Raw genomic sequence first — 21,191 nt, forward strand, 5'->3', positions numbered from 1 at the left:
GGCAAAGGGGCCATCGCCGCCCTGTTTAACGTTTGTGAAGAATTGGAGGCTAAGATGAAGATCACGCGGGCCACAGAGCAACCCTCGGGCATCGGCCCGGCAGAATACTTCACCGGCGCGGTCCGGCAGGAGAACCGCCACAACCCCGAAGAGGGCGCATCCGCCGGCGCGGTGATCGTCACCTTCGAGCCGGGCGCGCGCACCGCTTGGCACACCCACCCGCGCGGTCAGTTGCTGATCGTCACCGCCGGGCTCGGCTGGGTCCAGCGTGAGGGTGGCCCGAAAGAAGATATCGCCCCGGGCGACAAGATCTGGTTCGAACCGGGCGAAAAACACTGGCACGGCGCCCGCGACACCCACGCGATGACCCATGTGGCCATCCACGAGGTCGTAAACGGCTCCAACGTTGACTGGCTGGAGCATGTGAGCGACGCCGACTATCTCGGCTGATGAAGAGCCACGACCGGTGGCCTCGCTCCGCTCGGCGGGCCGGGCTCTTCGCTTCGCTCATCGCCCGGACCGGCGGGACTGGCCCGGCCCTGGTAGCGTACCCTCAATCCAGCTCGGTCCACGGCCAAGGCTTCACCTCGCTGGCGGCCACCAGATAGCGCGCCGCCTTGGCCAGCCAGATGCCGAGGCTCTCGCCAAAATCGGCAAGGCGTGGGTTCGGCTCACCCTTGTTGATAAGAAGCACCACAAGTTGCACCAGCGTGGCCACCCCGAGCACGGTCATCGCGACCTGAATCATCAAGCCAATTAACACCATATGCACCAGCCGCATCAGCAGCCCGTCCTTGCCCGCCTCCTCCTGCGGCCCGTGCATGCGCCCCTCAAAGCGCTCGTCATCGGAGGGGCGCGTCACCCCCGGCCTCCCTTGTCATAGACCGCATCAATCAGCGCCTGCGTGCCCTTGGCGTCCTCAAGCGACCACGGATATTCCGCCCCCTCGCGCACCGTCTTCCCGAAGTTCTCCACCTGCAAGACGTACTGGTTGATGCCGGGAAACCGCTCGATCCGCCGGCCCATGCCATCCTGATGCAGCTCCACCTCAGCCTGATCGAAGACATTGGCATTGAACGGCGCGGTGAGGCGGATCACCCCCTCGGTGCCGTGAAAACTCATGTGCTGCCACGGGTGCATCCGCATGGAGTTGACCCAATGCGCCGTGCCACTTGGAAAGCGTGCCGCAACCCGGGCCACCACATCCACCCCCGCCTCGAAGGTGAGGTCGGCATGGGTAATCTCATCGGGCTCCTCGCCCAGCATCCAACGCGTTGATCCGTAGGTGTAAACCCCGATGTCCGGAATGCCGCCGCCCCCCTTGGAGGCGTCGTTGCGAATATTGGCCATGTCGGGGTTGTTGTAGGTAAACACGCCATCCACATGCACCAGATCGCCAATCGCCCCGTCGCGCAGCATCGCCCGGGCGCGCTGCCACTGGGGGTGGTGCACGATCATATAGGCCTCGGTGGCAAGCAGCCCGGTGGCGTCGCGCTTGGCAATCAACGCATCGATCTCGCCCGCCTCCATGGCAATGGGCTTCTCGGTCAGCACATGCTTGCCCGCGTCCATCGCCTTCAGCGTCCACTCCACATGCAGATGGTTCGGGAGTGGAACGTAAACCGCATCAATCCCCGGATCGGCCAGCAGCGCGTCATAGCTCTCGTGCACTTTCAAACCAGGGCAAAACGCCTTGAACGGCTCGGCCTTCGCGGCACTCGACGTGGCCAGAGCCACCAGTTCCGCCCCTTCGGCGGCATGGATCGCGCGGCCCATGTGCTGAAGCGCAAAATTGGCAGCGCCGAGGATGCCCCAGCGAAGTGGTTCGGTTGTCATGGCAAATCTCCCGGTGTCCCTGTTAGCGCCAACGCTAACGGCAGCCCGGGTGGCCCGCAAGCTAGCCCTGCTTTTCCAGCACCAGCCAGGTCATCATGCCCATAGGCGGCAGGCTGTCGCGCTCCACCTCCACAAGGCCCGGCCCGCCAAGCACGCGCGAGATCGGAAAATCCGAATGCCACCCCAACAGGCTCTCCAGCGGCGCCGCGGCCCGCTCGATAAAGCTGCGCACGCCCTTTTCGGCGGCGAAGTGGTTGACGATCAGCGCCTGCCCGCCGGGCCGCAAAACCCGGGCAATCTCGCGCATCACCCGCTCGGGCTCGGGCACGACCGAAAGCACATGCATGGCGCTTACGTAGTCAAAGCTCGCATCCGCAAAATCCAGCTCGCGGGCATCCATCTGCCGCAGCGCCTCAACCCGAACGAGGCCTTCCACCTCCACCCGTTTCTCGGCCTTGGCGAGCATCTCGGGCGAAAAGTCGATGCCGGTCACCCGCACGCCAGCGCCGTAAAGCGGCAGTGCCAGCCCGGTGCCCACACCCACCTCCAGTACGTCGCCGCCACGCTCTGTCACATAGGCCGTTGCCCGCTTGCGCCCTGCGTTGGTGACGGCACCGAAGGTGCTGTCATAAACCGGGGCCCAGCGTTTGTAAGAGTTTGAAACAGCTTCAATCTTCATCAGAAAATTCCTCTCTCGCAGTGCCGCGAGCGCTCCATGCGATCAAAATGATATAGCCCATCTGTGCCAGCGTCATGACAACCCAGGGCCAGGTTGAGGCCACGGCAGCAAAGGCCACCAGCCCCACAATGAGAAACCGCGCGCTGTCTCGCGGAATGCGAACCGATTTGAGCGACGGCGTGGGCAGGCGGGAGATCATCAGCAGCCCGACCACAACCAGCCAAAGCGCCACCGCGCCGGCGGGCATGGGCAGGGTCGGAAAATTCTGCACCAGTGAGAAAGGGGCCAGCGCCAGCAATGCCCCACCGGGTGCCGGAACGCCGGTAAAGGTGCCCGGCTTGGGGCGGTCTTCTTGCGCATCCTCCCGCGCCGTCACGTTAAACCGCGCCAATCGTAACACCGCGCATACGGCAAAGATCAGCACCGCGATCCAACTCAGCCGCGAGGTGTTATCAAGGCTCCAGAGATAGAGCAGAAAGCCGGGGACGACGCCGAAATTCACGAAATCCGCAAGGCTGTCCAGCTCGGCCCCGATCTTGGATTCCGACTTCAGCAACCGCGCCAGTGGGCCATCCAGCCCATCAAGCAGCGCCGCCAGAAGAACCATGAGCACAGCCGCCTCAAAGCGATCATGCAGCGCAAGCCGCAGCCCGGTCAGCCCCGCGCAGATGGCACCGATGGTAACAATATTGGGCAACAGGTGCAGGAGCGGAAGCCGGCTTGCCCGGCGACGGATGCGGGGCGCGCGGGGCATTGGCTTAGTCTGCCCTCGCTGGGCGGGGTGTGGAATTACTCAGATCAGCCAGCACACTCTCGCCCCCGATCATGGTCTGCCCAACCGAGACGAGCGGCTGCACGCCTTCGGGCAAATAGGTGTCGAGCCGGGAGCCAAAACGGATGAGGCCAAAGCGCTCGCCGCGCTTCAGCACCGCGCCCTCCTCGGTCAGCGGCACAATGCGCCGCGCCACTAAGCCAGCGATCTGGGTGACCACAAGGTCACGCCCATCATCCATCTCGATCAGCAGGGAGTTGCGCTCATTGTCTTCGCTGGCCTTGTCGAGCTCGGCCGAGAGAAACTTGCCGGGCTTGTAGGCCATCTTCGAAATCCGCCCGGGCACCGGCGCGCGGTTGATGTGGCAGTTGAAGACCGACATAAACACGCTCACCCGAAGGCGCTTTTCCTCGCCCAGGCCCAACTCGGGCGGCGGTGTGGCCATCTCGATGAGGCTCACAATCCCGTCTGCGGGGCTTACGATCAGCCCATCGACATCCGGCACATGGCGCACCGGATCGCGGAAAAAGTAGTAGCACCAGATCGTAAGCACGAGGCCGATCAGGCCCAGCGGCGTCCAGATGAAAAAGAGCAACAGCGTCAGCACCGCGAAGACGCCGACAAAGCGCCAGCCCTCACGGTGCATGGGCTTGATAAACGTTTCGTGCAGTTTCACGCGGTCCCCCCTCGGCTGTCCAAGGGTCTATCTGCCCGCTGGCCGGGGTTCAAGCGCGGGTCAGCAGGCCCCGCTCTTTGGCAAGCTCCTGCATCCGCTTTTGCAGCTTCTCAAAGGCCCGCACCTCGATCTGTCGAATGCGCTCACGGCTCACGTCATACTGGCCCGAAAGCTCTTCCAGCGTCACCGGCTGGTCGTGCAAGCGGCGCTGGATCAGAATGTCCTTCTCCCGATCATTCAGCACTTCCATCGCCTCGACCATCAATTCGCGGCGCACTTCCATCTCGTTTTCTTCGGCGTAGCTCTTGGCTTGGTCGGCGGTTTCATCTTCCAGCCAGTCCTGCCATTGCGCAGAGCCATCTTCATCAGAACCGATGGTGGCGTTGAGGCTCGCATCTCCGCCTGACATGCGCCGGTTCATCGAGATGACCTCTTCCTTGGTCACGTTGAGCTGGGTGGCGATCTTTTCCACGTTCTCGGGGCGCAGATCGCCCTCCTCCAGCGCGCCGATCTTGTTCTTGGCTTTGCGAAGGTTGAAGAAAAGTTTCTTCTGGGCGCTCGTCGTTCCCAGTTTCACAAGCGACCATGACCTAAGAATGTATTCCTGGATCGAGGCACGAATCCACCACATAGCGTAGGTCGCAAGGCGGAAGCCCTTTTCCGGGTCGAAGCGTTTGACCGCCTGCATCAGGCCCACGTTCGCCTCCGAGATCACCTCGGCCTGCGGCAGGCCATAGCCGCGGTAGCCCATCGCGATTTTTGCCGCGAGGCGCAGGTGAGAGGTGACAAGCTGGTGCGCGGAGGAGCTGTCTTCATCCTCGACCCAGCGCTTGGCCAGCATGTATTCTTCCTCCGGTTCCAGCATCGGAAAGGTGCGGATTTCCTGGAGGTAGCGATTGAGCCCCTGCTCGGGAGAGGGGGCCGGAAGCTTTGTGTAGTTGCTCATTCTGGTCCCTTGGCGTTACTTATCAATAGGTTGCGCTCGTATCGGCGCCTGTTCAGGAGATCATGTAAGCACTGAACTGATCGGTTCAAGTCTTAACGATGCCCTAAGGTCGCGATCATCCTATGCCCTCAGATCGTAAATAGAAGGTTAATCCCCCGAGTCGGGCAAAGGTGACGGAATGTTTCATGCGTTTTCGCATGGAATGTGAACGAAAGCTGCCAATTCTCAACAATCTGCGCATGCCCTAAATCCCTCCCTACGCAATCGCACAGCGGGAGAGCCGTCATGTCCAAAACCACGCAACGCAGCGCCGGCGCGCTCTATGTCGGCGTCATTCTACTCGGGCTCGGGGCAGAGCTTCTGGTGCGCATGCCCCTGATCTCGTGGGACAATGCCACCGCAACCTGGCACGCGGTTTCAGCCCACACCGGGCTTTTCCGGCTCGGCTTGCTGGCCGATACGGCGATGGTCATGGCAGATATCGGTCTTGCGGTGCTGTTCTTCGCGCTTTTGCGGCACGTCCACCGCGATTGGGCACTCGCCGCCATGATCCTGCGGCTCATGCAGGCCGCCATCATCGCCGCCAGCCTCCTCGCCGCGGTCGGCGCGCTCAGCCTCGTAACCGGCCCATCCGCCACCCCCGAAGCACTGCTTGCGCTGCTGGAAACCCACAGCATCGGCTATGACATCGGGCTTGTTTTCTTTGGCGCAAACACGCTGATCACCGCATGGCTCCTTGCCCGCAGCGGCCTTGTTCCGCGCTGGTTGCCACCCCTGCTTAGCCTCGCCGGGCTGGTCTACCTCGCTGGCAGCATTACCCGGATCATCGCGCCGGACCTCAATGCAATGATGCAACCCGGCTATGCCGTGCCCGTGGTCGCGGAAGTGGCGCTGGCGATCACGCTGCTGATCGCCCGCCGCATTGGAACCTCGCCAGCATAAAACGCGCTGGCGTTCGCCCGCATCACCCCGCGCGCAGGGCCGTCAACAGCGCCACCATATCCGCTGGCAGATCCGCCTCGAAGTCCATCTCCGTGCCTTCGACCGGATGGGCAAACCCCAGCGATGCCGCGTGCAACGCCTGCCGCGCAAAGCCACGTGCCGCCTCGGCCCCTGCCGCCCCCACCGCACGCTCCGAAAGTTTGCGCCGCCCGCCATAGACCGGATCCCCAATCAACCCGTGCCCGATGTGAGACATATGCGCCCGAATCTGATGTGTGCGCCCGGTCTCCAACCGGCATTCCACCAGTGCCGCCACCTCACTCAGCCGCTCGACCACCCGCACCCGTGTCACCGCATGGCGCCCACCCGCAAAGCAAACCGCCTGCCGCTGCCGGTCGGTCTTGTGGCGCGTAAGCTGGGTGGTGATCCGCAGCGTGCCATCCGGCTCAAAATGGGTGCCCTTGATGCCGCGCAGCCGAGGTTCGGACCCATCAGGAATACCGTAACACATCGCCAGATACCGCCGCCGTGCGGTATGGGCCTCAAACTGTTCGGCAAGCCCATGATGCGCCGCGTCAGACTTGGCGACCACCAGCAAACCACTGGTATCCTTATCAATTCGGTGCACGATACCGGGCCGCTTTTCTCCTCCGATTCCCGAGAGCTCCCCGCCAAAATGATAGAGCAGCGCGTTCACCAATGTGCCGCGCGGGCTGCCCGGCGCCGGGTGCACCACCATGCCCACCGGCTTGTTGACCACCACGAGGTGATCGTCTTCAAAGGCGATGTCCAGCGGTATGTCTTCCGCCACCATCTCCACCTCGACGGCCTCGGGCACGGCAATTTGCACCGCGTCTCCCTCCGCCACCTTGGCCTTGGCATCGGCGACCACCGCGCCGTTCACCAGCACCGCGCCCTCGGCAATCAACCGCACAAGCCGCGACCGGCTAAGGCTGGCCTCGTCTGGCACATCACGCGAAAGCGCCTTATCAAGGCGCGACGGCGGCGTAGGGCCGATGATGAAAGTCACGAGAGAGGCGGCCATGGCGGCTCCGGAAAATGACGAACTGCCGGTGGACCTGAAATGGCTCAAGCGGCTGGTGACGGGGCTGACGCTCACGATGATCGCAGGGATCGCCGTGATCGCCGCCCTGCTTATCATCCGCCTCTCCGGGCCGCAAAGCCCATCCCTCCCCGAAAGTATTACCCTGCCCGAGGGCGCCACCGCGCAGGCCTTCACCGCCACGGCCGAATGGTATGCCGTCGTCACAACCGACGACCGCATCCTGATCTTCCACCGCGATGGAAGCCTGCGTCAGGAAATTGCCCTGTCACCCTGAGCCGGGCAAAGCCGCTTCAGAGCTTTTGGATGTAGGTCTGCGAAACGTAGCCAACCATGCCCGGCGAGCGGTCCAGCGCGACCTTGCACCAGCGCGTCCCGCCGATGCGCGAACAGTCCCTGACCCGCACCACCGTGCCATTCGGCAACCCGGCCTGAATGGTGTAGCCCGTCCCCGGCCCGGCGCGCAGTTTGAGCATGTCGCCCTCTTCGACGCCGGTCACCTCGTATCTCTCCGCCCCAACAGACACCGGGCCCGCCGCATCACATGCCGTGAGCGCACCCGCCGCCAGAGCGCAGATCATGATTCTGTGCATGATTTTCTCCTGCTCCTGCCTCGACGCTCAGCTTAGTTCGTCACCCGCCGAAGGGCCAGTTGCCAATGCGCTGCACTTCGGCAATTGGACGCGCCGCAAAGCAAGGCACCCTTGGGCAATCCATCTATCGTACCGCGATTTCAGGGCTGAATGGTACCACCTCCCCGGCTCGAACGGGGGACCTCTTGATCCACAATCAAGCGCTCTAACCAACTGAGCTAAGGCGGCACTGGGGCGTCATTTAGCGCCCGTCCCGCGCGATTGCAAGAGTGTCAGAGGTCAATCCTGTAGTCGATTATCACGGTATCCTGGCCGAATTCATGCATCGGGCGGCTGCCGATGCGCTGGAAGCCCGCCTTGTCATAAAGTCGGCAGGCCGCCACGTGGGATTCGTGGGTCCAAAGCACCAGTTCATGGTAGCCCTTCTCACGGGCGAATGTGAGGCAAGCGTCCAGCATCTTGCGGCCCAGCCCGAGGCCGCGAGCTTCCGGTTCGAGGAAGAAAAGCCGAAGCTGCGCTGTATCCGGCCCGCGCGCCACACAAAAAACCGAGCCCAGCCGCCGCCCCCCGCCCCAGGCGATCCACCCACGTTCACGCGCCGGGTCATGGCTGCGGATGAACTCCGCCATGATCTCGGCCACCAGCGCCTCGAAGCTCGCGTCATACCCCTCGTCACGGGCATAAAGCTGGCCGTGGCGCTCCACGATCCAGCCTGCGTCGCCCGGAGAAAGATCTTTCAGCTCAACATCCTGTGGCGGATTGAAGGCCTGTTTGACCCGGGCAAGCCCCTCGCCCAGAAGTGCTCGTGCATCTGGGGACATCTGGCCCAGAAACGCCCCCACAGCCGCACGTGAGGCCTTGTCATGACCGGCGGCCAGGGCCTTGCCGTCTTCGGTCAGTGTCAGACGTCGGCGGCGGGCATCGTCCGGGTCCGGCTCCCGCGCGATCCAACCTTTCTTTTCGAAACCGGCGAGCAAACGCGACAGGTATCCCTCGTCGAGGCCCAGCCGCTCCGCTATCTGCCGAGCGGTGCCCTGATCGCCATAGGCCAGTTCCCACAGCACCCGTACTTCCGTGACGCCAAGCCCGGAGCCGAGGTAACTCTGGCCAAGCAGGCCCAGCCGCTGGGTGTAGAACCGCGAGAAGTCGCGCAGCGCTTCGATATCGTCCATTACGTCCTCCTAAGAGAACGGTCCGGCATGCCCTTGCCTCGGTCAAGCATTATCCACCCTTGCCACAAGCCATCCCTCACGCTAGCTCACGGCGCACCGCAGCCGGAGACAGATCATGGGCATTAACAGCGATAGCGACATCACCGCCAACCTGCAGATCGGCCCGACCGATCAGGGCATGGTGCGAATCTACGTTCAGGGTGAAACCGTTGACCTGCCCATGGATTTTGACCCGCAGGAAGCGCTCGAAATTGCAGAAGAGCTGAAGGGGGCCGCTCAACGTGCTGCTGCCATGGTCGCCGGCAACAGCAAGAAGAAGCGCTAAAGCAGCCCCGAAGGCCGAGGATCGCGAAGGGCCTGAAGCCGCAGCGCCGCGTGACGGGCGAATTTTTGCACCATCACCTTACGCCGCGCTGGTGGCAGTTTGGTTTCGGGCGACATGCGAACGATCTCTGCATCATAGCTATCGGCAATGATAAGGCCTGTTTCGGCTGGCAAGAGCTCGGTCGGAAACTCCTGATCCACTGCCCAGAAGAACCGGTCACACCACTCCAGATAACCTTGCCACTTGTGGTCGGCAATATAATCGGCCCGGCTGGATTTGCATTCGATCACCCAGATTTCGCCTTTCGGGCCAAGCGCCATTACATCCACTCGAAGCCCGCTCGTTGGCACCAGCTCCTCGACGGTGACGAAGCCGTGGCTAAGCAGATGCCGACACACGCCGCGCGCGAGCAACTGGCCGGGTTGCATCCCTGGCGTGGGCGATTCTGGGTCAAACTTCATGCGCGCAGCATGAACAAAACATAAACACCCTGCAAGTCACGGACACGACAGGAAACTTTCAGACAAGAATTTGCCTCTTTTTTGCCTCAATTATCCCGGACTTCGCCGGAAATGCGCACCCTGCACGCTCATCGTTTCCAGCTAGGGAACACCCGGCAGAAAAGCGGGATGACTCGCCGCTGCCCCTGCCCTAATTTTGCCTCATGGGGCGTCTTTCTTTCATAACTCTCGCAATTGCGCTGGCGGCGGCCATCGCCATCCCGGCGCGTGCGTCGGATGAAGACTTCGGCAAAAAGTTCTGGAGCTGGCTCTCCGGAACGAACACACCGGCTCAAGTTGAAGAAACCTCATCCGGCCGCCCCAAGGTCTGGACGTTGCATCCCTCCGACCGTGCTCGCCACCCCGAAAAGCGGTTTCGCGGGGGCGGTAAGAAGGGCCATCGGCTTTTCCCGTTCCAGAAGGACTACGTGGTTTATGGCGGCGGCCCCTCTCGCGGGCTTTCGATTGGCACGACCACACCCAACGGCGCGATCATCCGCCAGGGCAGCCCCTCTCTCTCGCGCGGCATCAAGCGTTCTTCGGTCAAGCGCAAGGTGCGCCGCGCGTTCCGGTGAGCTTTGCCCCCGCGCAAGCCGCACGCATTTTCACCGCCCCCTTGTCATGTGCCCACCATGGGCCTATCTGCGCTCTTGGCGGATCTGCTCTTCTCGTGTCGAGGCACAATTCCAGTGGCCTTAAGCAATTCCATGGGAGTTGGCTCTGTCCGGGCCCTGGTCCGGTTACCCGACGCCCACCTGTATATACAGGTCCCCGGGAATTCGAACGCCTTGCCGGTTGCTGTGGTCCCCGCCACCCACACCCTTCTCCGGCTCATAACGCCCAAGTGAAGCGCAGCGCGCTTTCCTCTAGGCGGTGCGCGCCTATACTCGCCGGATCAAGGTGGAGGGCGCTATGAGCCGGAAGATGAGCCAGAGCGAGGCGCGCGGCCTTGCTCATGCGAAAGAGCTGGAGGGGCACCTTGGCGTGCTCGACGGCTTCACCCCCACGGCGCTTGGCGTTCTGGCCACGGCCTCGGGTATTTATACCTACCTCGGCGTGTCCTCCCTTCTCGACAACAACGGCGCGATGACCTTCTTCGCCGCCGTTGCCTATTCCATCGCGGTTTCGGTCGGCATCTTCGTGTTCTGGTCCTTCCTGCTGCGCCTGCTTCCGGCGGTGCGCACGGGCGCGGCCCGGATCGGATTACTGCTTTCCATGGGGCTCGGCTCGCTGGCGATTGTTGCCATGTCGTCATGGTTGAACGCGGCAGCGCTCGCCGGTGCGGCGGCGGTAGAGCAGCACCTCGCCAAGACCGTGCAAGACTATCAGGGCGCATTGGAGCGCAGTTACCAGATCGCCACTGCCGGACAGGGGCTGGGGCGCGATGTGGCCCGCGTGCGCCAGAGCTTCACTGACCTCTCCGAGCAGGAGGCGACCGGCAACCTCTCGGGCCTCGCCGGTCGCGGAGCAGTGTTTCGGGTGCTCAACCAGAAGGCCGATGAGCTGGGCGGGCTGGAAGCGCAGATCGCCAGCCAGACCCCGCTGGTGGAAGAGCGCTTTTCTCAGGGCAACGTGATCCTGAGCCGAATGCGGGCGCTGACGGTAGAGACCGGGCCGGTGGAGGCTCGATCCATCGAGTTTTCCGAAGAGGCCGTGCGATTGGCGGGGATCATCACCGAACTGCGGCAACTCTCGGTCGCGCCGCTGGTGCAGCGGGCGGCGCAGGATCTGTCGGAATCGGTTGTTCTGCCCGAGCTTGACGGGCGCACCGAGCAAGACCGGATCGGTCAGGCCTCGACGCTGGAATCGGTGCTTTCCGTTCTGGGGCAGCGCGCTGAAACGCTGCGCCTTGCTGCCGAGAGCGTCATGGCCATGACCGCGCCCGCCGAGGTGGCCTACACACCGATTTCAGCTGCCGATGCGGTGATCCTTTATGCCGAGAACTTCGTGCCAAGCTGGGCCGGGGCGATTGCCATCGACCTGCTGCCTGCCGTGCTGGTGCTGATCCTCATGGTGGTGCAGGCCGCCATTCGCACGGGCCGCGAGCCGGTAGACCTTGGCGACAGGCTTACAATGGCCGAGCTGCGCGCCGCTCTAGTCGCGGCGCGGGATGTGGAAAACGCGATGGATGACCGCGAAGAGCGGGACATGCAAGAAACGCAGCCCCCGGATGCCGAGCAAGAGGCTGATCCGCACCCCGAGAATGTTGAGCCGCTCGAAAAGCCCGCCAAGGGCTCAGGCCCCCGGTCGGTCTGAGGAGCAGGCGATGGCGTTTACGGCAAAAACCGGCCTCAAGGCGATTTTCGGGCTCCAGATGGGCATCGCGTCCGTGCTTTTGGCGCAGGATTTTGCCGCTGTGGCCCCCGAGATCCGCTGGCCCACCTCCGCCCCCGCCGTCACCAACCCCGTCGCCCCCGGCGACCAGACCCGCCGGTTCAACCCCGACGAAGTGCGCCGCCCCGCCATGCCCGGCGTCCCGATGGAGGGGGCCGCGAACATGCCCAAGCGGCTCTATTTTGAGGACCGCCCCGAGGGTGGCTTTCGGATCGTCGGGGCGATCAAGGAAGGCGATGCCGCCCGCTTTGTGGAATGGCTGGAGCGCCAGCCTGAACAGCCCGATCAACTCTGGCTGCACTCCCCCGGCGGATCGGTGCGTGATGCGTTGCAGATTGGCCGGCTGATCCGCGAGAAGGGCATCGACACAGCGATGGACGATGGTGCCTTTTGTCTCTCCGCCTGCCCTTACATCCTGATGTCAGGGACCGAACGGCAGGTGCATGCGGACGCGAAGGTGGGGGTGCATCAAAGCTACTACGGGCAGAGCACGGTTTTGCCTGCCTTCCTGGCGGTGGAAGATATCCAGCACAGCCAAGCGGAGGTAATCCGTTACCTCGGCGAAATGGGCATAGGGCTGGGGCTTATGGAGCATGCGCTCTCTACCCCGCCGGATGAAATTTACATTCTTCTGCCAGAGGAACTTACCGAGTTTTCTGTCGCGACCGAAATCACCGGCCAGTAGCGATCAGAAATCTTCAAATCTGCGCTGCTTGCGCTGTTCTGCCTGCCGATCCTGCACAGCGATGGGCACGGTGGCGTGCTGCTTGGCCACCCGCCCGTTACCACCACTGCCACCCTCGGGCTCTGCCATCCGCATGATCGTGATGCCAAACTGCACGCCGGAAAAAACGATACCGTTGAACATGAACAGCATGAACACAGCCAGCGGCCCAGCTGAGGTGTGTGAAACCAGATGCCAGAGGTTGCCCACATTGAGCCAGAGAAGTCCGGCGACAAACAGCGCAGCGAGCGCGAAGCCGATCAGAACGTGGCGGATATACAGGGTAATGAGCTTGGGCATTAGCAGGGCCTCCGGGGCAATGCGCGTCGAATAGAAGATAGCGCCCTTGAGGTTTACGACCAGTCAATTCGCGCGGAGCGGCCCGGTCAGCAATGCTCCGCCTGCTAAAATGCCTCGGGCTTGGCCTCTCGGGCCATATGATCCAGCACCGCATTCACGAACTTGGGCTCTCTCCCCTCGGGAAAGAACGCCTTGGCGATATCGACGAATTCCACGATCACCACCTTGGGGGGCGTGTCGCTTTCTACCAGTTCGGCCCCGGCGGCGCGGAACAGCGCACGCAGGGTCGGGTCGATCCGGCTGATCGGCCATTTGGCCACCAGCGCCCGGTCGGTCATCTGGTCAATCTTCGCCTGTTGGTTCACCGCATCGCCCACGAGCCTGCGAAACAGCGAAGGATCGCCTTCGACCATCTCCGCGCCCTCAAAGTACTCGGTGCCAAAGCGATGGTCTTCAAACTCGGCCTCAACCGCCTCAGCCGTTTGACCGGAGGCTTCCATCTGAAACAGCGCCTGCACGGCATAGAGACGTGCGGCGGATTTCTTCGTGCGTTTGTCGCTCATGCGGTTTTAGGCCCTTCGCCGCTGCCAGCCAGCAGGATTTCATTCTCAAGCGGGGTGCGAAAACCCACCCCGCGCTCGGGCTTGCCAAAACGGCGGGTCAGCGCGATCAGGTGCAACGCCGCAGCCGCCGCGCCGCCGCCCTTGTTCTGGCCGTCAACCTCGGCGCGCACGTCGGCTTGCCTGCGGTTCTCAACGGTCAGGATCCCATTGCCGATGCAAGCGCCCTCCAAACCCAGAAGGGTCAGCGCGCGGCTGCTGTCGTTACAGACCGTTTCGTAATGGGTGGTTTCACCCCGGATGACGCAGCCAAGCGCTACGAAGCCATCAAAGTTGCTCTGCCGATGGGCGATGCGAATGGCAGTAGGCACCTCCAGCGCACCAGGCACTTCGACGGTTTCATGAAAGGCTCCAACGGCCTCCAGCTCGGCTTGCGCCCCGGCCACCAGCGCATCGGCTATGTCCTTGTAATAGGGCGCAACGACGATGAGCACCTTGGGCGCGGTATCAAACTCGGGGCGCGATAGGATGTAGTGGCTTTCGCTCCCGGCCATCAGTTCGCCTCCTCGATCCGGCGTGTGCCGGTGATCTCCAGCCCATAAGCATCAAGCCCCACGATCTTGGGAGAGGGCGAGTTGGTGAGCAGTTCCAGCTTGTTCAGCCCGAGGGACGACAGGATTTGAGCCCCAAGGCCATACTGCCGGAGCGTCTGCGGCGAGGCTTCCTCCGCTGCGGCAATTTTCATCGTGAGGTCGCGCAGCAGCACCACCACGCCACGGCCCTCGGCGGCCACGGCCTCCATTGCCGCGCCAAATTCATGCGCCCGGCCCGCGCCCGCCACGCCGACGACATCAAGCATAGGGTCAAGCGCGTGCATGCGGGTGAGCACCGGCGCATCGCCCGAGATGTCGCCCTTCACCAGCACGATATGCTCGGCGCCCTGCACCTCGTCAGAGTAAATCTTCATCTGCCACTCGCCGCCGAAGGCGGAGGTAACGGTTTCTTCCTTCTTCACGCGCACGAGGTTGTCGTGGCGGCGGCGGTAGGCGATGAGATCAGAAATCGTGCCGATCTTGATGTTGTGCCGCTGGGCAAAGGCCACCAAATCGGGCAGGCGCGACATGGTGCCATCTTCGTTCATGACCTCGCAGATCACCCCCGAGGGGTTGAGTCCGGCCAAGCGGCTCACATCAATTGCCGCCTCGGTGTGCCCGGCACGCACCAGCACGCCGCCCTCGCGGGCGCGCAGCGGAAACACGTGGCCCGGCGTGGCAATGTCCTGCGCGCCCTTGGCAGAGTCGATCGCAACGGCCACGGTGCGGGCCCGGTCGCCCGCCGAGATGCCGGTGGTCACACCCTCGCGGGCCTCGATGGACACGGTGAAGGCCGTCTCGTGGCGCGAGGAGTTTTGCGAGGCCATCAGCGGCAGCCCGAGCGCGTCAATCCGCTCGCCCGTCAGGCACAGGCAGATCAGCCCGCGCCCGTGGGTGGCCATGAAGTTGATCGCATCGGGCGTGGCCATCTGCGCGGGGATCACCAGATCGCCCTCGTTCTCCCGGTCCTCATGGTCGACAAGGATGAACATCCGCCCGTTGCGGGCATCTTCAATGATCTCTTCCACCGAGGAGATCGCGTCATGATAGTCAGTCGAAAGATCGTTCATCGGGCCGCCCGTCTGGTTTGCGGCCTCATCTAGCCCGGTTGTGCCGGGTTGGAAAGGGCGGAAGCCGGGGGAGAGACGTGAGGTCGCGGGCGCTCAGAGGCCGAAATACTCATCGGCTGGCACATGGCCCGCAAGGGCGGCAGTGGGGGCCCAATCCGCCTCCAGAGCGGTGTCGCCCACGACGACCACCGCCCCGGGCAGGTAACCCGCTGCATTGAGCAGGTCGCGCAGGCGTGCCCGGGTCTCGCCCCAGCTCTCGGACAGCTGCGGCGCCTGGGCGGCAGGGGCCAGCACTATGCCATTAGCCGCTTCAATGCGGGCAGCCATCTGCGCCGGATCTTGTGGAGCATGGGCCAAAAGGCCGGTGCCGCAATTGGTGAGGCGCTGCAATTTGGCGGCGCGGGTGGCGGGCATGTCTTGCCCGGCGCGGATCATCCGCAAGGCGTTGTTGGAAAACAGGATCGCAACGATATCCCGCCCCGCAGAATGGTGCACCCGGGCATAGGTTTTGAAATCCAGCCCCAGCTCGTTCGCGCGCTTCAGGCGGCGCTGGATCACCGGCAGGGGCAGGCTGGGGAGCAGCTCGGCCCGCGCCCGTTTCCACGCATAGCTGCGCCAGCCCGCGCCGGGCTCCATTGAGGGGCCGCCGTTGTGCCCGGGGCCGAAATTGGCTTGATCCACCATCAACCGGCCTCCTGAAGCCGAGCGACGTAGCGGGCCATCGTATCGACCTCCAAGTTTACGCTATCGCCCTTCGCCACCTCGCCCCAAGTTGTGACCTCGCGGGTGTGGGGAATGAGGTTGATGCCGAACTCGACCCCATCAACCTCGTTGACCGTCAGCGAGGTGCCATTGAGCGCAACCGAGCCCTTGGGCGCGATGAACTTCGCCAAGGCTGCGGGCGCACGAAAGGTTAGACGCAGGCTATCGCCCTCATCGCGCATCCCCACCACCTCGGCCACGCCATCGACATGGCCCGAAACGATATGCCCGCCAAGCTCATCCCCCACCTTCAGCGCCCGCTCAAGATTGAGCCGTTTGCCGACCGGCCAGCCATTGGAGGGGATTGAGGTTTTCGAAACGGTTTCGGCAGAGACGTCCACCTCAAACCACCCTTCCCCCAGCGCCACTGCCGTCAGGCACACCCCGTCGCAAGCGATACTCGCGCCAATATCAATGCTGCCCGTGTCATAGGCCGTTGCGATCCGCGCGCGCATGTCGCCGCGCATCTCAACCTTTTCCACCCGCCCGATGTCGGTGACGATGCCGGTAAACATGCCTCAATCCTTTATCGCTACCCCCGGCAGAGGCCGGAGCGTTTCAGCCTTAATTCTGCCGCAGGAATGGGTTAGGCCACAAGCAAGACCTGAGGAGACCGCGCCAAAGATGAGCGCCCTTGCCGCTGACAACCGACGCTTCCTGTTTTTGCAGGGGCCGCACGGGCCGTTTTTTCATCGGCTCGGCAAGATGCTGCGGGCTGCGGGCTGCGAGGTTTGGCGCGTGGGCTTCAACAAGGGTGACGAGGCTTTCTGGTTTCATCCCCGCAGTTTCATCCCCTATCGCGGCACACCGGAGGATTGGCCGGCCCGCTTTGCCAAGCTTTGCGACGAGAAGAGCATCACCGACGTCGTGCTTTATGGTGACACCCGTGGCATCCACGCTGAGGCCGTGCGCATCGCGAAGGAAAAAGCGATCACCGTGCATGTCTTCGAAGAGGGCTACCTGCGGCCGTACTGGGTGAGCTACGAGCGTGGCGGCTCCAACGGGCACTCACGGCTGATGGAATTTTCCATCGAGGATATGCGGACCGCCCTGGCCATGTCAGACATCGACTTGCCCGATGCGCCCGCCAAGTGGGGCGATATGCGCCAGCACATCTTCTACGGCTTCCTCTACCACTACTTCGTTCTGCTCTGGAACCGCCCCTACCGCAACTTCCGCCCGCACCGCTCGCTTAGCGTGGCGCAGGAGTTTGGCCTCTACCTGAAACGCCTTTTGTTGATGCCCGTCTTCTGGGCCGACCGGGTGCAGGCGACCTTCCGGATCAAGCACGGTGGCTTCCCCTACCATCTTGCAATCTTGCAGCTTGAGCATGACGCCAGCTTCCAGAAGCACTCGCCCTTCTCGACCATGATCGAGTTTCTCGAAGTCACCATAGATGGCTTTGCGCAGGGAGCGCCGCGTCACCATCACCTCGTGTTCAAGGCTCACCCGCTGGAAGATGGCCGCGTGCCGATGCGCAGCGAGATCCGCCGCCTTGCCCGGGAGCATGGGGTGGGAGACCGTGTGCATTACGTGCGCGGCGGCAAACTGGCGCAACTGCTCAACCATGCCCGCAGCGCGGTGACGGTCAACTCCACTGCCGCACAACAGGTGCTGTGGCGCGGGCTCCCGCTGAAGGTGTTTGGCGACGCGGTCTATTCCAAGCCCGAGTTCGTCTCGACCCAGCCGCTACCTGACTTCTTTGCCGCCCCAAGCCGCCCCGACAGCAAGGCCTACCGCGACTATCGCAGCTTTCTCTTGGAAACGTCGCAAATCGCCGGGGGCTTCTACTCTGCGCGCGGACGGCGGCAGCTTCTGCGGCAGGTCGTCGACATGATGCTGGCGCCGGAAGACCCTTATGACGCGCTCGCTCAAGGCAAAGCCGGGCCGAGGCTTCAGCTCAGGCTCGTCACCTGACGCAGCCCTTGGGGGTGACAAAAGCCACTTCCACTACATCTGCCAAATATCAGGGATTCCTAGTAGAATCTGAATGGTGCCAGGGAGGAAACAATCGCGGCACATGCGCAACACCCTTGCCCTGATCGGCCCGAGTTCGCCACCAGCCAGCTTTCATTTCATATGTCGCTTCCGTAGGTTCGGGTCAAAACTTGAGGCAGAAATCCGTAAAGGAGCCCGAGCAGTGAAACTGAAAACGTCCCCGATGGCCCGGGCTGCAGCCGCATTGGCTATGGTCGGCCTTCTGGCCTCCTGCGGATTGCCGCGCGTTGGCCCGAACAAGCGCGAAATCTATGCAGGTTCCGTGATGAAAAAAGGCGACGCCTATATCGTCGCCGTGAATTCCCGCGTCACCAAGGTCACTTCCGGCACGGCGGCGCTGGGCTTTTCCAAAGCCTTCCTGAACGCGGGGCGCATCGGCTCCGATACCATTCGCCCCGGCGACACGCTGGGCCTGACCATCTGGGAGAACGTCGATGACGGGCTTCTGGCAGGTGAAGGCCAGAACGCCACGGTGCTGGAAGAAGTGCAGGTAGACGCCGCGGGCTTCATCTTTGTGCCCTACGCTGGCCGGATCAAAGCCTCTGGCAATACGCCCGAGCGCATCCGTCAGCTCATCACCGATAAGCTCGACACCCAAACCCCCGACCCGCAGGTCATCGTTCGTCGTCTCGCCGGTGATGGCGCAACCGTTTCTGTGGTTGGCGGTGTAGGTGGGCAGGGCGTTTACCCGATTGAGCGGCCTACGCGCACCCTGTCTGCCATGCTGGCAGCGGCCGGTGGCATCGCCATCGAGCAGGAAGTGGCTCAGATCACCGTGATCCGGGGCAAGCACAAGTGCACCATCTGGTGGGAAGATCTGTTCAAGAACCCCCACTTCGACATCGCCCTGCGCGACGGTGACAGGATTCTTGTGGAAGAAGACACCCGCGCCTTTACAGCGCTTGGTGCGACCGGCTCGCAAAACCGCGTTCCTTTCACAACGCAAACGCTCTCGGCCATTGAAGCCATTGCCCAAGTGGGCGGGCTGAGCTCCAACTTGGCAGACCCGACAGGGGTGTTCGTGTTCCGCGATGAGCCCGAGTCCGTGGCCAGAAAGGTGCTTGGCCGGAGCGACCTGCAAGGTCAGCAGCGCATGGTCTATGTTCTCGACCTGACCGAACCGAACGGCATGTTCGAGGCGCGTGACTTCGTTATCCGCGACGGCGACACCGTCTATGTCACCGAGGCACCCTATGTGCAGTGGCAGAAGACCCTTTCGGCCCTGACCGGTGCCGCCGGAACCGCCAACACGCTGGCCTCCGCCGCCGGCAATTAACGGGGCCGCCGTGGCCCCCGCGCCAGATGAGATTGACGCCGCCGGAGCCGAAAGGCCCCGGCGGCTTTTCGTTTACTCCGGCGGTTTCCTCTTTCAAAAGCGCGTCCGCCGCATTCTGGAGCTCGGCGGATGGGACGTGCGCCTTGGCATCGCGCGGGCCGAAGACTGTATCGGCGTTTGGGGCCACTCGCCCTATGCGGCGCGCGGCGAGGCCATGGCCGAACGCACAGGAGCCTCGCTTGTGCGCATCGAAGACGCCTTTTTGCGCTCCATCCATCCTGCGCGCGCCGAGGGTGAACCGCCGATCGGGCTATTGATAGATCAACATGGCGTGCATTTTGACAGCAGCCGCCCTTCAGACTTGGAAACCCTGCTCGCAACCCACCCGCTGGACGATACTGCCCTGCTGGAAAGGGCCCGCGCCGCAATAGAACGTCTCAAGCAGGAACATCTGAGCAAATACAATAGCTTTGATGCAAAGGCTAACCTGCCGGACCCAGGCTATGTGCTGGTCATCGACCAGACCCGCGGAGATGCCTCGATTGCCCACGGCAACGCTTCGGAGGCGACCTTCCGTGAGATGCTGGCCTTTGCACAAATCGAACATCCCGGCGCTCGCATCCTGATCAAGACGCATCCCGAGAGCCAATCCGGCGCACGCGAGGGCCACTTTGGCCCGGATGACCATGACGGACGCACCGAACTGTTTACGGAGCCCGTTTCTCCATGGGCGCTGTTGGAGGGGGCGATTGCCGTTTACACCGTGTCTTCCGGGATGGGCTTTGAGGCTATTCTTGCCGGGCACAAGCCACGCGTTTTCGGCCAGCCCTTCTATGGCGGATGGGGGCTCACAGCGGATGAAGCCCCCTGCCCCCGCCGCGAGCGCCGCCTGACCCGCGCCCAACTCTTCGCCGCCGCGATGATCCTCTATCCGACGTGGTACGACCCTTGGCGCGACCGTCTGGCAACGCTGGAAGAGGTTATGGATGGCCTCGCGGCCCGCACGCGGGCATGGCGGGAAGATCGCGCAGGCGGCGTGGCTTATGGGATGCGACTGTGGAAGCGCAAGCCGCTGCAACGCTTCTTTGGCTCTGAAAAGCCGCTGATCTTCAATGACAAAGCGGTCGAAGCCACCGCCACGGCAGAAGCGATGAACGCGCCAGTTTTGGCTTGGGCGGGCCGTATCGACGAGACGCTGGAGGCCGAGACCGCACGCGCGCATGTGCCGCTCATCCGCATAGAGGATGGTTTTTTGCGCTCAAAAGGCCTCGGCGCGGAACTGGTTCCGCCGCTGAGCCTCGTGCGGGACGACCTTGGCATTTACTACGATCCGGGTACGCCCTCCCGCCTGGAGCAGTTGATTGCAAGGGCGGCGCGGCGCGCTGAACACACCCGCGCCGCTGCGCTGATCAACCGCCTCAAGGCCAGCGGGCTCAGCAAATACAACCTCGGCACTGCATCCCTGCCGAACCTGCCCACAGGCCATCGGATTCTTGTGCCCGGTCAGGTTGAAGACGATGCCTCGATACGTCTCGGCGCGGGTGACATTTCACGCAATTCCAGACTCTTGGAGGCCACGCGCGCCGCCAACCCCGAGGCCGTGATCCTTTACAAACCGCACCCTGACGTGGAAGCGGGCTTGCGCATTGGCAAGGTCGACAACCCGCTTGACCATGCCGATCTGGTCCTCAGCGGCACGGATCCGGCCGCACTGATCGAGCGGGTCGACAGCGTCTGGACAATGACCTCCGGCCTTGGCTTCGAAGCGCTGTTGCGCGGGGTGCAGGTGACAACATTTGGCGCCCCCTTCTATGCGGGTTGGGGCTTGACGGACGATCGAGGCACCGTGCCTGAACGGCGGGAGGCGCGACCTACGCTAGAGGCGTTGGCGCAGGCCGTACTGATTGACTATCCACGCTATTTTGACCCTGTCACCGGCACGCCATGCCCGGTGGAGGTGGTGCTCGACAGGTTGGAACATGGGCCGCTGCCTTCGGGTGGGCCCGGCAATCGCATACTAGCGAAACTTCAGGGTTGGTTCGCCGGATATGCGCACCTTCGGCGGTAGCG

26 protein-coding genes and 1 tRNA gene are annotated in these 21,191 nt (G+C 63.1%); 10 read left to right on the forward strand and 17 right to left on the reverse strand.

Translation table 11 applies throughout. From position 1 onward, the window contains the following. The first annotated feature begins 54 nt into the window (after positions 1–54). Complete coding sequence (locus ACXAG6_RS16415; protein ID WP_475338885.1) at positions 55–450, forward strand: (R)-mandelonitrile lyase; 396 nt, start codon at positions 55–57, stop codon at positions 448–450. 103 nt (positions 451–553) lie between these two features. Here ACXAG6_RS16415 and ACXAG6_RS16420 read toward each other — a convergent pair whose 3' ends face one another. The 6 genes from ACXAG6_RS16420 to rpoH form a co-directional block, all read right to left on the reverse strand. Further along, complete coding sequence (locus ACXAG6_RS16420) at positions 554–862, reverse strand: DUF4389 domain-containing protein (RefSeq protein WP_475338886.1); 309 nt, start codon at positions 860–862, stop codon at positions 554–556. Then, on the reverse strand, positions 859–1,836 hold the full coding sequence (locus ACXAG6_RS16425; RefSeq protein ID WP_475338888.1) for a Gfo/Idh/MocA family protein: 978 nt from the start codon (positions 1,834–1,836) through the stop codon (positions 859–861). Before ACXAG6_RS16425 ends, ACXAG6_RS16420 begins: the two co-directional genes overlap by 4 nt. Before the next feature lie 61 nt (positions 1,837–1,897). Then, positions 1,898–2,515, reverse strand: a complete 618-nt coding sequence (locus tag ACXAG6_RS16430) for a class I SAM-dependent methyltransferase (protein WP_475338889.1) — start codon at positions 2,513–2,515, stop codon at positions 1,898–1,900. Then, on the reverse strand, positions 2,505–3,269 hold the full coding sequence (gene pssA / locus ACXAG6_RS16435) for a CDP-diacylglycerol--serine O-phosphatidyltransferase (RefSeq protein ID WP_475338890.1): 765 nt from the start codon (positions 3,267–3,269) through the stop codon (positions 2,505–2,507). The genes ACXAG6_RS16430 and pssA overlap by 11 nt, the downstream gene beginning before the upstream one ends. Before the next feature lie 4 nt (positions 3,270–3,273). After that, positions 3,274–3,963 carry a phosphatidylserine decarboxylase gene (locus ACXAG6_RS16440; protein WP_475338891.1) on the reverse strand — a complete coding sequence of 230 codons (690 nt, stop codon included), beginning with the start codon at positions 3,961–3,963 and terminating at the stop codon, positions 3,274–3,276. A 49-nt stretch (positions 3,964–4,012) separates the two neighbouring features. Continuing rightward, entirely contained in the window at positions 4,013–4,909 is an 897-nt protein-coding gene (rpoH, locus tag ACXAG6_RS16445; RefSeq protein WP_475338892.1) for an RNA polymerase sigma factor RpoH, read from the reverse strand. A gap of 285 nt (positions 4,910–5,194) precedes the next feature. On the opposite strand from rpoH, the gene ACXAG6_RS16450 reads away from it, so the two are divergent. Further along, positions 5,195–5,851, forward strand: a complete 657-nt coding sequence (locus ACXAG6_RS16450; protein WP_475338893.1) for a DUF4386 domain-containing protein — start codon at positions 5,195–5,197, stop codon at positions 5,849–5,851. Positions 5,852–5,873: 22 nt separating this feature from the next. On the opposite strand, the gene ACXAG6_RS16455 is transcribed toward ACXAG6_RS16450, so the two are convergent. Then, positions 5,874–6,896 carry an RluA family pseudouridine synthase gene (locus ACXAG6_RS16455; protein ID WP_475338895.1) on the reverse strand — a complete coding sequence of 341 codons (1,023 nt, stop codon included), beginning with the start codon at positions 6,894–6,896 and terminating at the stop codon, positions 5,874–5,876. Here ACXAG6_RS16455 and ACXAG6_RS16460 point away from each other — a divergent pair. Then, positions 6,895–7,191 carry a DUF6476 family protein gene (locus ACXAG6_RS16460; protein WP_475338896.1) on the forward strand — a complete coding sequence of 99 codons (297 nt, stop codon included), beginning with the start codon at positions 6,895–6,897 and terminating at the stop codon, positions 7,189–7,191. The genes ACXAG6_RS16455 and ACXAG6_RS16460 overlap by 2 nt on opposite strands. A gap of 16 nt (positions 7,192–7,207) precedes the next feature. On the opposite strand, the gene ACXAG6_RS16465 is transcribed toward ACXAG6_RS16460, so the two are convergent. The 3 genes from ACXAG6_RS16465 to ACXAG6_RS16475 all read right to left on the reverse strand — a co-directional run bounded on the left by ACXAG6_RS16465 (position 7,208) and on the right by ACXAG6_RS16475 (position 8,679). Continuing rightward, positions 7,208–7,507 (reverse strand): SH3 domain-containing protein, encoded by a 300-nt coding sequence (locus tag ACXAG6_RS16465; RefSeq protein WP_140014954.1) that lies wholly within the window; start codon positions 7,505–7,507, stop codon positions 7,208–7,210. Between the two features lie 151 nt (positions 7,508–7,658). After that, positions 7,659–7,735 (reverse strand) — tRNA-His (locus ACXAG6_RS16470). Between the two features lie 44 nt (positions 7,736–7,779). Then, positions 7,780–8,679 carry a bifunctional helix-turn-helix transcriptional regulator/GNAT family N-acetyltransferase gene (locus ACXAG6_RS16475; protein WP_475338898.1) on the reverse strand — a complete coding sequence of 300 codons (900 nt, stop codon included), beginning with the start codon at positions 8,677–8,679 and terminating at the stop codon, positions 7,780–7,782. A gap of 115 nt (positions 8,680–8,794) precedes the next feature. On the opposite strand from ACXAG6_RS16475, the gene ACXAG6_RS16480 reads away from it, so the two are divergent. Next, on the forward strand, positions 8,795–9,004 hold the full coding sequence (locus ACXAG6_RS16480; RefSeq protein ID WP_140014956.1) for a DUF6324 family protein: 210 nt from the start codon (positions 8,795–8,797) through the stop codon (positions 9,002–9,004). On the opposite strand, the gene ACXAG6_RS16485 is transcribed toward ACXAG6_RS16480, so the two are convergent. Next, positions 9,001–9,465 (reverse strand): MmcB family DNA repair protein, encoded by a 465-nt coding sequence (locus tag ACXAG6_RS16485; RefSeq protein WP_475338899.1) that lies wholly within the window; start codon positions 9,463–9,465, stop codon positions 9,001–9,003. The two genes, ACXAG6_RS16480 and ACXAG6_RS16485, sit on opposite strands and share 4 nt — an antisense overlap. Positions 9,466–9,668: 203 nt before the next feature. On the opposite strand from ACXAG6_RS16485, the gene ACXAG6_RS16490 reads away from it, so the two are divergent. From ACXAG6_RS16490 to ACXAG6_RS16500, 3 genes are all read left to right on the forward strand, one after another. Next, on the forward strand, positions 9,669–10,079 hold the full coding sequence (locus tag ACXAG6_RS16490; RefSeq protein WP_475338901.1) for a hypothetical protein: 411 nt from the start codon (positions 9,669–9,671) through the stop codon (positions 10,077–10,079). A 337-nt stretch (positions 10,080–10,416) separates the two neighbouring features. After that, entirely contained in the window at positions 10,417–11,760 is a 1,344-nt protein-coding gene (locus ACXAG6_RS16495) for a hypothetical protein (protein WP_475338902.1), read from the forward strand. Positions 11,761–11,770: 10 nt separating this feature from the next. Beyond that, positions 11,771–12,523, forward strand: a complete 753-nt coding sequence (locus ACXAG6_RS16500) for a COG3904 family protein (protein ID WP_475338903.1) — start codon at positions 11,771–11,773, stop codon at positions 12,521–12,523. A gap of 3 nt (positions 12,524–12,526) precedes the next feature. Here the strand turns inward: ACXAG6_RS16500 and ACXAG6_RS16505 are convergent, their stop codons facing one another. From ACXAG6_RS16505 to ACXAG6_RS16530, 6 genes are all read right to left on the reverse strand, one after another. Beyond that, entirely contained in the window at positions 12,527–12,862 is a 336-nt protein-coding gene (locus tag ACXAG6_RS16505) for a hypothetical protein (RefSeq protein WP_475338905.1), read from the reverse strand. A gap of 104 nt (positions 12,863–12,966) precedes the next feature. Further along, positions 12,967–13,425, reverse strand: a complete 459-nt coding sequence (nusB, locus tag ACXAG6_RS16510; protein WP_475338907.1) for a transcription antitermination factor NusB — start codon at positions 13,423–13,425, stop codon at positions 12,967–12,969. Continuing rightward, positions 13,422–13,976, reverse strand: a complete 555-nt coding sequence (locus ACXAG6_RS16515) for a 6,7-dimethyl-8-ribityllumazine synthase (RefSeq protein ID WP_475338908.1) — start codon at positions 13,974–13,976, stop codon at positions 13,422–13,424. Before ACXAG6_RS16515 ends, nusB begins: the two co-directional genes overlap by 4 nt. After that, on the reverse strand, positions 13,976–15,085 hold the full coding sequence (gene ribB / locus ACXAG6_RS16520) for a 3,4-dihydroxy-2-butanone-4-phosphate synthase (protein ID WP_475338909.1): 1,110 nt from the start codon (positions 15,083–15,085) through the stop codon (positions 13,976–13,978). Before ribB ends, ACXAG6_RS16515 begins: the two co-directional genes overlap by 1 nt. Before the next feature lie 93 nt (positions 15,086–15,178). After that, the gene (locus ACXAG6_RS16525; RefSeq protein WP_475338911.1) at positions 15,179–15,769 is read right to left on the reverse strand and encodes a hypothetical protein; all 591 of its coding nucleotides are present in this window, start codon (positions 15,767–15,769) and stop codon (positions 15,179–15,181) included. Then, complete coding sequence (locus tag ACXAG6_RS16530; RefSeq protein ID WP_475338912.1) at positions 15,769–16,362, reverse strand: riboflavin synthase; 594 nt, start codon at positions 16,360–16,362, stop codon at positions 15,769–15,771. Before ACXAG6_RS16530 ends, ACXAG6_RS16525 begins: the two co-directional genes overlap by 1 nt. A gap of 109 nt (positions 16,363–16,471) precedes the next feature. On the opposite strand from ACXAG6_RS16530, the gene ACXAG6_RS16535 reads away from it, so the two are divergent. The 3 genes from ACXAG6_RS16535 (at position 16,472) to ACXAG6_RS16545 (ending at position 21,189) form a co-directional block, all read left to right on the forward strand. Further along, complete coding sequence (locus tag ACXAG6_RS16535; protein WP_475338913.1) at positions 16,472–17,764, forward strand: capsule biosynthesis protein; 1,293 nt, start codon at positions 16,472–16,474, stop codon at positions 17,762–17,764. Positions 17,765–18,008: 244 nt separating this feature from the next. Beyond that, a complete protein-coding gene (locus tag ACXAG6_RS16540; RefSeq protein ID WP_475339078.1) occupies positions 18,009–19,121 on the forward strand; it encodes a polysaccharide biosynthesis/export family protein in 1,113 nt (370 codons plus the stop codon). 10 nt (positions 19,122–19,131) lie between these two features. Further along, positions 19,132–21,189: a capsular polysaccharide biosynthesis protein gene (locus tag ACXAG6_RS16545; protein ID WP_475338915.1), complete on the forward strand. Its 2,058-nt coding sequence runs from the start codon at positions 19,132–19,134 to the stop codon at positions 21,187–21,189. The last annotated feature ends 2 nt before the right edge of the window (positions 21,190–21,191 follow it).

The organism is Vannielia sp. ABF1_015 (genome assembly GCF_056160745.1).